The sequence below is a fragment of the Microvirga makkahensis genome (assembly GCF_009830105.1).
Classification (GTDB): Bacteria; Pseudomonadota; Alphaproteobacteria; order Rhizobiales; family Beijerinckiaceae; genus Microvirga; species Microvirga makkahensis.
Genome location: NZ_WURB01000054.1, coordinates 1 through 8,430 on the forward strand (window position 1 = coordinate 1; position 8,430 = coordinate 8,430).

Below are 8,430 nucleotides of genomic sequence, written 5' to 3' on the forward strand. Positions count from 1 at the left end.
CCGGTGCGGCAGCAGGCCCCGGACAAGCAAAAACCCCTGACGCTGTTCACGTACAGGGGTTTTCACTTTTCGAGGGCTTTTGTGTGGGCCGTGTGGTTGAGTGTTGGTTGCGGGGACCTGAAACCACTGACGCTTTGGCGCACAACAGAAGGTGGGCTGCATCCTATAATCGTTTGGCTTCAGGGAGGCTCACAGAGCACCTGACTTGCAATCAGAGGGTCCTGGGTTCGAGTCCCAGCGAGCTCACCACATCTCTCAATGACTTACCGGCACATTGAGATCGAATCATCAGGTTTCCAGAATCTCCCGTGCGCACCCGGTGCGCACGGATAGTTATCCTTTTGAGCAAGCCGAAGCGGTACAAAGAAGCACTGGAGTTGTCCGAATACGCCGAGGCGTGGTGCAAGGATGCCGAGCGTCGATGGAATGAGACAACATCGGCTTTCTGGATGGATATTGGGCTCCAAAAATTCCGTGACCTCCGATCACAGCTTGCAGCGAAGGTCGCACGTTGCCGAAGGGGCCTCAACTCTCACATAGAGCGACTCCAAGCCGCCAAGATGGAGGGCAGAATGTTTCTAGGTATAGGCATGACGCTGGGTGTAGTGCTGGCCTTTGGAGGAGAGATCATCATTCAACCCACCTCGATGCCCAAGAGCAGCAAAGCAGGCAACCTTAAAGTGCAAATCTCTGCGAGTTCTGACAGCACGTCCATGCCCATCATTGTGGGAAATGCCAACCTGCCCGATGGCGTGGAGCCGCTGGTAGATGTACGACGGTGGGAAGCTAAGTTTTTCGCGCAGGACCCGGCGCTTGTCGTGGCCGGCGCATTCAAGGCAGGACCGTTCAGTTCGCGGGGAGCGCCTCTCCCTCCCGGTACATACGAGGTCAGCATCTCGCTGCCCGTTGCGCGGCTTCAGCCGGCACTCGTTTAGGCGCTCATCGGTGACAAAGGCCAGAGTCTCAAGAGTGCTTTAGTGAAGAGCAGCGCCACAGACGGCCTATGCAATTACGTTTCGTGCTGCATCCCGTTCGTCATCCCATAGCACACTTCGGAGCTTCAGGACCAAAGGGCGCGACAATGAGAGACCTAGGCCGCAATTAGAATCCGGAGCAGCTTGCGCAGCGCACCGTTAGGCTAACAAGCTGCGGTGATCCAGGCTTACGAACCAGCGGGTCAGAAGCCAGTGGCGATGCCCTTAACCTCAGCCCACGCGCCGACGACCCATGCTCGGACCTGGCGATGATCAGCGGCATTCGTGTGAGCAGGGTGGCAGAAGAGATTTGCCGCCTGCTCGTGGACAGAGAGGGAGCATTGAGCCCGCTTGGCTAACTTGAAACACCTCGCAATGCGCTCCCGCCGCTGGGTCGGCTGATGGCCGTTCTCGGCCTTGTTATTCAGACCTCCCTGCTATCGATACTCGAGACCCGGCATGATCTCTCGCTTGGCCGCGCAGTAGCTCGCGAGCTTGTTAGTGACCACCACGCGTGGTGCGATAGCTTGCTTCTTGATCACCTTGGCAGCCAGCATCTCCTCGATCATGCGCAGGGGAAATCGGAAGTACAACCACATGGCACGGCTGATGACTTCCGCAGGGAAACGATAGAGGGCACAGCAAGAAGGACGTGTCGAGGTCATACCTCGTCTATGCCAGCAGCCCATCACTCAGAAGTTAACCTGACGGTGCCACCAAGTCATCTCGATCTGGCCGTTGCGAACACCTTTATGACGCTTGACTATTGCAGTTCAGAATCTGATCAAAAAACAGCTAATGTAAGCCATTCGGCAACCAATGCAGGTTTGTCGACGTCTGCAATTTCAACAGTTACCTTATGACGCAAGCGAATTTCAGCGTCGGCACGGCGCGAGAATTCATCGAGGACGAAGCGGCAACGAATTCGGGCACCACTACGGACCGGCGAGATGAAGCGAACCTTGTCGAGACCGTAATTCACGCCCATTTTCTTGCCTTCGAGATTTGGCAAGGCCTCCTCCGCGAAGGACGGCAAGAGTGATAGTGTGAGAAAGCCATGTGCGATCGTGCCACCGAACATGGTGCGTTCTGCTCTGTCAGGATCGACATGGATGAACTGGTGGTCATCCGTTGCTTTTGCGAACCGATCGATCTGCTCTTGGTTGATGCTGCGCCAAGGAGATATTCCAACCTCGTGGCCGACCAGGGCTGGTAGGCTATCAGGATGGAGCACTTGCGCTCGGGTGACGCTCATTCTGTGGTCCTCGTCGAGGTTGTGATGCAACCTGCCTTCTTCGTTTTCGTCATTTCAACAGGAAACGGCATTGCTATGGGAGAGGCTTTCGTCAGGCTGCTTGAACCGGATTCGCCATGCGAGACGGCTGCCATACCAGGGGCAGAAGCCTGGGACGTGGGCGATTTCTGCGATCCTATTCGACCACCTCGCGATCCGGGATATCTACTCCATGGTGTCAGGAAGCTGCCGCCGCAGCAGTTTCGCTCCGGTGATTGGCCCTGTGGCGTTTCCTGGGCAGGGGTTCAGATTGACACCGAATGGCAGTTTCGACGAACTCGGTAACCGCCTGCACGTACTGCTCCGGTGAGATGCCGCGGCGGCGATACTTGCTGCGTTTCACGTACCAGTCCTGCAGGAGCGGTTTGATCAGAGACGCCGTGAATTCCACGTCTCCGACGGAGAAGAGGCCGCTCTCGACGCCGTCGGCTAGTGCATCGGCAATCATTTTTTCCGTCAAAAGCTCGCTCTTCGTGGCTTTCTCGCGTCCTTCCTTGGGAAAAGCCTTGGCCTCCATATAGGCGAAGACGAACCAAGGCTGCATCACCTCCGTGAGGTAGATATGTGTCTCGAGTAGCCAATGCAGGCGTTCGGCCGGATTATCCGCGAAGCCCTCGGGGGGCGACCCAAGCGCTTCAGACACGGCGGAGGAAACCTCGCCGAGGATCATCATCAGGAGCGTGTCCTTGGTATCGAAGTAGGTATAGAGCGCCCCCATGCTCAGACCCGACTCCGTTGCCAGATCCCGCAGGCTCATGGAGTGGAACCCTTTTCGGTTCGCCAAGGTCAAGGTCGTCTGAATGATAGGCATCAGCTTCGCTACCGCGACATGGGGCTTTTGCGTGCGAATGGTGTCGCGGTGACGTTCCAGCATGCGCGTGCAGATTGCTTTGAGGGAAAAGTCGAACTCGGCCTGAAAAGACTTCAAGGTTCGCTGCCGTGGCCGCCACTTGGGTGTGGCGCGATCCTCGGCTGGCACTCGTCCGCCAGACGGTCCGTGCGCATTCTGATGAGAATTGGTCCGTTTCATGGTTGCAGGAATAACCGACGAGCCTCTCTAAATCAACGAAAGGCTGCTGTTGCGCAACGGCAAATTTCACACTAAAAATGCGAACGCTCGCTCGTTTTATGCGAATGCGACGGCAGCAGAAGGGGAATTCGATGGGGTTTGGCGCTGATCTGAGCGGACGCTCCGCGCTCGTTACGGGAGCATCCAGTGGTCTTGGTCGGCACTTTGCACAGGTTCTTGCTCGCGCCGGCGCAGAGATCATCGTCGCTGCCCGCCGGCTGGACGCCTTGCAGGATGTCTGCAGAGACATCACTGAGCAGGGCGGGGTCGCCCGCGCCGTGCTGCTCGACGTGAATGATCATGCCTCCATCGAGAAAGTGATTGAGGCTACCGCCTCCTCCGGCGGGCTCGATATCTTGGTCAACAATGCTGGCGTGACTGTGACGAAATCGGTTCTGGATGTTTCGGAAGAGGACTGGGACCGCGTTGTTGACACCAATCTGAAGGGAAGCTTCCTGGTCGCCCAGGCGGCCGCTCGCACAATGAAGACACAGGGACGCGGCGGCGCCATCATCAATATCGCCTCAATCCTCGGCTTGAGGGTCGCCGGCCATGTCTCCCCCTACGTGGCTTCGAAAGCCGGTGTCGTTCATCTGACGAAAGCCATGGCGCTTGAGCTTGCCCGCTACAACATTCGTGTCAATGCTCTCTGCCCCGGCTATATCGAAACGGAGCTGAACCAAGACTTCTTCAAGAGCGAGGCCGGCGAGGCGCTCGTCCGGCGCATTCCGCAGCGCCGGCTTGGTAGGCCAAGCGATCTCGACGGTGCTCTCCTGCTCCTTTGCTCCGAGGCAGGCTCGTACATCACAGGTTCCACCCTTGCCGTTGATGGTGGGCACCTCGTCTCCAGCCTCTAGGACATCCCCATGGACTTTCATATCTCGCCGCTGATCGAAGATTACCGCTCGCGCATCGCCACCTTCGTCGAGCGTGAGATCCTTCCCCTCGAGGCTGACCCCTCCTCCTATGACGAACACGAGAACATCGCTCACGGTGCGCTCCAGACCACGCGGGCCAAGGCGAAGGCGGAAGGCCTCTGGTGCCTTCAGTTGAAGCCGGAGACGGGTGGCGCTGGTCTCGGCAGGATCGGCATGGCCGTGTGCTACGAGGCCATGAACCGCTCGATCTTCGGGCCTGTGGTGTTCAATTCCGCCGCCCCCGACGACGGCAACATGATGCTCCTCGAAACCGCCGGCACCCCCGAGCAGAAGGAGCGCTGGCTCCAGCCGATCGTCAGCGGCGATGTGCGCTCCGCCTTCGCCATGACCGAGCCGCATCCTGGCGGCGGCTCCGATCCCAGCATGATCCAGACCCGTGCGGAGAAGCGCGGGGACACCTATGTCGTGCATGGGCGCAAGTGGTTCATTACAGGCGCGGAAGAGGCTAGCCACTTCATCCTCATCGCCCGCACCTCGGACGATCCCCGTCATGGCCTTACGGCCTTCCTGTTCCATAAGGACCAGCCAGGCTGGCGCATCCTGCGCCGCATTCCGATCATGGGGCCGGAAGAGCATGGCGGCCATTGTGAGATCGAATTTGACGGCCTGGAGATCCCAAAGAAGAACGTGCTTCTGGGGGAAGGGCAGGGACTGAAGGTCACGCAAATTCGTCTGGGCCCAGCACGGCTAACGCATTGCATGCGCTGGCTCGGGCTGTCCAAACGCTGTGTCGAGATCGCCCAAGCGTATGCGGCGGAGCGCACCGGTTTCGGCCAGCGCCTTGCCGACCGGGAGAGCATCCAGCTGATGCTGGGCGATCTCGCCCTCAAGATCGAGATCGGCCGTCTGCTCGTCATGAAGGCCGCCTGGGCGCTCGACCAGGGCAGCTTTGCGCGCAAGGAGGTGTCGATGGCGAAGATCCACGTTGCCAATCTGCTGCATCAGGCCGCTGATACCGGCATCCAGATCAATGGAGCGCGCGGCTACTCCAAAGATACTGTCCTGGAGTGGATTTATCGTTATGCGCGCCAGGCGCGGCTGGTGGACGGAGCCGACGAGGTGCATCGCATGGTGCTCAACCGGTTCCTCACCTCTGAGGGCTCGAATTTCTGGAGTTGGCCAGTTACCGATGGCGGCACGCTCGCGACCTCTGCTTGAGGGTGGAGACTAAACGGTTCACCATAGGACATGCGTGGATCTTGGGAGCTGCCGATATGAGACAAGAGAAGCACCTTGCCCCGCGCGAGGCCAATTTCCGACCTCTGACGCCGCTGGATTTCCTTGAGCGAACGGTCTCCATCTACCCCGACAGAGCCGCCGTGATCTGGCATGACCAGCGGTACAGCTACCGCGAGTTCGCCGACCTCGTCGGGCGCTTCGCGGCTATGCTGCGTCGGAACGGCATTGGGGTGGGAGATACGGTCTCTATCATGGCGCCGAACCGTCCGGAAATGCTAGCCTCTCATTATGCTGTTCCCATGGTCGGGGCGGTGCTCAACACTATCAATACTCGGCTCGACGCCGATACCGTCGGCTACATTCTCAAGCACTCCGAAAGCAAAGTCCTCCTTGTCGACCCGAGTTGCGCCGATACAGCGAAGCGGGCAGCGGCCGGCCTCGACGTCGTTCTTGTCCGGATCGATGGTGGAGGTGGCGCGGGAGCCGAGGAGAGCTTTGAGGCTCTCGTGGAGCATGAGAACCCCGATCCCATCAGCACCTCCGCCGTGACCGACGAATGGCAACCGATCTGCCTCAACTACACGTCGGGAACGACGGGACGCCCCAAGGGCGTGGTCTATCACCATCGCGGCGCCTACTTGAATGCCTTGGGCAACATTCTCTCTTTGGGCCTGACCACAAGCTCCATCTATCTCTGGACGCTGCCTATGTTCCACTGCAATGGATGGTGTCATACATGGGCAGTGACGGCTGCGGGCGGCACCCATGTCTGTCTCGACAGGGTCGAGCCGTCTCTGGTCTTCCGGGCCATCGAGGCACACGGTGTCACCCACCTCAGCTGCGCACCCGTTGTGCTGTACATGCTTTTGAACCACCCGGACAGAAGTTTGAGGGATCCGTCGCGCCGGGTGCTTTTGGCAACTGGGGGGGCATCCCCGACGAGTGCATTGATCCGACAGCTGGACGCAATCGGGTTTGATCTCGTTCATCTCTACGGGCTGACGGAATCCTACGGTCCTGCGACGCTCTGCATGTTGCGTGACGACTGGGGTCTCACGAGCGACGAGGAGAAAGCTCGCGCGTTGGCGCGTCAGGGCGTCCGTCACATCACGGCCAATTGCGTCCGCGTCGTGGACCAGCAGGGAGACGACGTTCCAAGTGACGGGGTCGCCGTTGGTGAGGTCGTCTTGAAGGGCAATACGCTGTTGGCGGGGTATTACGGCGACGAAGCTGCCACCCAGACTGCTTTCGCCGGGGGAGAGTTCCACACCGGGGATCTCGCCGTTCGCCATCCCGACGGCTACATCGAGATCAAGGACAGGGCGAAGGACATCATCATCTCCGGCGGCGAGAACATCTCAAGCCTGGAGGTCGAGAGTGTTCTGCATCAGCACCCTGCCGTTCTGCTGGCTGCGGTCGTTGCCGTGCCGGATGAGAAATGGGGCGAGACGCCCTGCGCCGTCATCGAGCTGAAGGACGGGATGACCGCGACGCCTGAGGAACTGACGGCTTTCTGCCGAACCCGATTGGCCGGCTTCAAGGTCCCGCGCATGTTCGTGTTCCAAGCTATTCCGAAAACCGCGACCGGCAAGGTTCAGAAGTTCCAGTTGCGGGCGGAATTGCGAGCCTCGGATAGATCCTGACCACTCTTCCTCACGCAGATCAGGAGACTGCTGATGGCCGACAATCCTTCGACCGCTCAAGCTCATCCGCCGGATTTCGATGCTGAGAGGCTCGACCGCTTCTTGCGCGCATCAATCCCGGGCCTCGGCGGGCCCATGACCTTGGAACGGATCGCCGGCGGGCAATCCAACCCGACTTTCTTCGTAAGCTACGAAACGAGGCAGCTCGTTCTCCGCAAGCAGCCTCCCGGCGAGTTACTCCCGTCCGCTCACGCGATCGATCGGGAGTACCGTGTCATGGGCGCTTTGAAGAAGGCTGGCGTTCTCGTTCCGACCGTTGTTCTCTACTGCGATGACCGAGAGGTCATCGGAACGCCCTTCTACATCATGGATCGCCTCGAGGGTCGTGTCTTCCATGACGGCGCGCTCCCAGGCCTTTCGAGCGACGAGCGCCGCCTCATGTACCGCTCGCACGCGCAGGGGCTGGCAGCTCTTCACAATGTCGATCCGGCCAGTGTCGGCCTCTCGGATTATGGAAAGAGTGGCAACTACTTCGCCCGCCAGATAGGACGCTGGACCAAACAGTGGGAACTCTCCCGGACGCGCACGGATGCAAATATCGATCGGCTGATCGAATGGCTGCCGAAGAACATCCCCGATGACGATGCAACGGTCGTGACGCATGGCGACTTCCGGATCGGAAACGTCATGTTCCACCCGCAGGAGCCGCGTGTCATCGCAATCCTCGATTGGGAATTGTCCACGCTTGGGCACCCTCTGGCGGATTTGGCCCATGCCTGTATGGGGTGGCACTCCGCGCCGCACGAGTATGGTGGATTGATAGGGCTGGACCTGGCTGCTCTTGGGATCCCGAGTGAGGCCGAGTTCACGGAAGCCTACTATGAGGCGGCCAATCACGGGCTTCGTATGACCCGCTTTCACATGGCTTTCGCGCTCTTTCGCTTCGCTGTTATCTTCGAGGGAATTGCGGCGCGGGCAAAGGCTGGCAATGCAGCCGACGCGAATGCCGCTGCAGTCGGCCCTCTGGCGGCAAGCTTCGCGCAGCATGCCGTCGATGTCTTGAGCCGCGATCGATAGCCGCGGCTCAGTGGTAACGAGAGTCGTCTTGCAGTGGAGCCGACAGCACGAATCTGTTCAGGGGCTCGCGGAATGAGGTGGACAGACCAGTCAGGTAGGCGCGGATCCGCGCCTACCTGAACGGCTTCCTCAGCTCTTCTTCACCAGGGGGCAGCTGCCCTCGGTCTCCGGCCTGAACGCCTGATCCCCCGGAACGGTTGCAAGAAGCTCATACATGTCCCATTCGCCTTTCGAATTCTGAGGCGCCTTGACCCGG

Annotated in this window: 7 protein-coding genes, 1 tRNA gene and 2 pseudogenes; 6 read left to right on the forward strand and 4 right to left on the reverse strand. The window is 59.5% G+C overall.

Annotated elements, in window-relative coordinates; translation table 11 throughout:
* The first annotated feature begins 182 nt into the window (after positions 1 to 182).
* Positions 183 to 249, forward strand: a tRNA-Ala gene (locus GR328_RS26045).
* A 92-nt stretch (positions 250 to 341) separates the two neighbouring features.
* Positions 342 to 935, forward strand: coding sequence for a hypothetical protein (locus GR328_RS27015; RefSeq protein ID WP_205790333.1), 594 nt, complete (start codon positions 342 to 344; stop codon positions 933 to 935).
* Between the two features lie 242 nt (positions 936 to 1,177).
* Here GR328_RS27015 and GR328_RS26055 read toward each other — a convergent pair.
* From GR328_RS26055 to GR328_RS26065, 3 genes and pseudogenes are all read right to left on the reverse strand, one after another.
* Positions 1,178 to 1,639: pseudogene (locus GR328_RS26055) on the reverse strand (DDE-type integrase/transposase/recombinase).
* Positions 1,640 to 1,758: 119 nt separating this feature from the next.
* Positions 1,759 to 2,229, reverse strand: coding sequence for a MaoC family dehydratase (locus GR328_RS26060; RefSeq protein WP_160888561.1), 471 nt, complete (start codon positions 2,227 to 2,229; stop codon positions 1,759 to 1,761).
* Between the two features lie 217 nt (positions 2,230 to 2,446).
* Entirely contained in the window at positions 2,447 to 3,196 is a 750-nt protein-coding gene (locus tag GR328_RS26065) for a TetR/AcrR family transcriptional regulator (protein WP_246216106.1), read from the reverse strand.
* 233 nt (positions 3,197 to 3,429) lie between these two features.
* Here GR328_RS26065 and GR328_RS26070 point away from each other — a divergent pair, with 233 nt between their 5' ends.
* Genes GR328_RS26070 through GR328_RS26085 form a run of 4 tightly spaced genes read left to right on the forward strand, consistent with a single transcriptional unit; the run spans position 3,430 to position 8,174 of the window.
* Positions 3,430 to 4,194, forward strand: a complete 765-nt coding sequence (locus GR328_RS26070) for an SDR family NAD(P)-dependent oxidoreductase (RefSeq protein WP_160888563.1) — start codon at positions 3,430 to 3,432, stop codon at positions 4,192 to 4,194.
* 9 nt (positions 4,195 to 4,203) lie between these two features.
* Entirely contained in the window at positions 4,204 to 5,433 is a 1,230-nt protein-coding gene (locus tag GR328_RS26075) for an acyl-CoA dehydrogenase family protein (protein ID WP_160888564.1), read from the forward strand.
* A gap of 56 nt (positions 5,434 to 5,489) precedes the next feature.
* Positions 5,490 to 7,097, forward strand: coding sequence for an AMP-binding protein (locus GR328_RS26080; protein WP_160888565.1), 1,608 nt, complete (start codon positions 5,490 to 5,492; stop codon positions 7,095 to 7,097).
* Between the two features lie 33 nt (positions 7,098 to 7,130).
* Entirely contained in the window at positions 7,131 to 8,174 is a 1,044-nt protein-coding gene (locus GR328_RS26085) for a phosphotransferase family protein (RefSeq protein ID WP_160888566.1), read from the forward strand.
* A 129-nt stretch (positions 8,175 to 8,303) separates the two neighbouring features.
* Here the strand turns inward: GR328_RS26085 and GR328_RS27855 are convergent.
* Positions 8,304 to 8,430, reverse strand: a pseudogene (locus GR328_RS27855) (ABC transporter substrate-binding protein); the annotation flags it as partial.

Coding starts and splice junctions, on each gene's coding strand:
- GR328_RS26060 (WP_160888561.1), bottom strand. CDS start 2,229: ATGAGCGTCACCCGAGCGCAAGTGCTCCATCCTGATAGCCTACCAGCC.
- GR328_RS26070 (WP_160888563.1), top strand. CDS start 3,430: ATGGGGTTTGGCGCTGATCTGAGCGGACGCTCCGCGCTCGTTACGGGA.
- GR328_RS26075 (WP_160888564.1), top strand. CDS start 4,204: ATGGACTTTCATATCTCGCCGCTGATCGAAGATTACCGCTCGCGCATC.
- GR328_RS26080 (WP_160888565.1), top strand. CDS start 5,490: ATGAGACAAGAGAAGCACCTTGCCCCGCGCGAGGCCAATTTCCGACCT.
- GR328_RS26085 (WP_160888566.1), top strand. CDS start 7,131: ATGGCCGACAATCCTTCGACCGCTCAAGCTCATCCGCCGGATTTCGAT.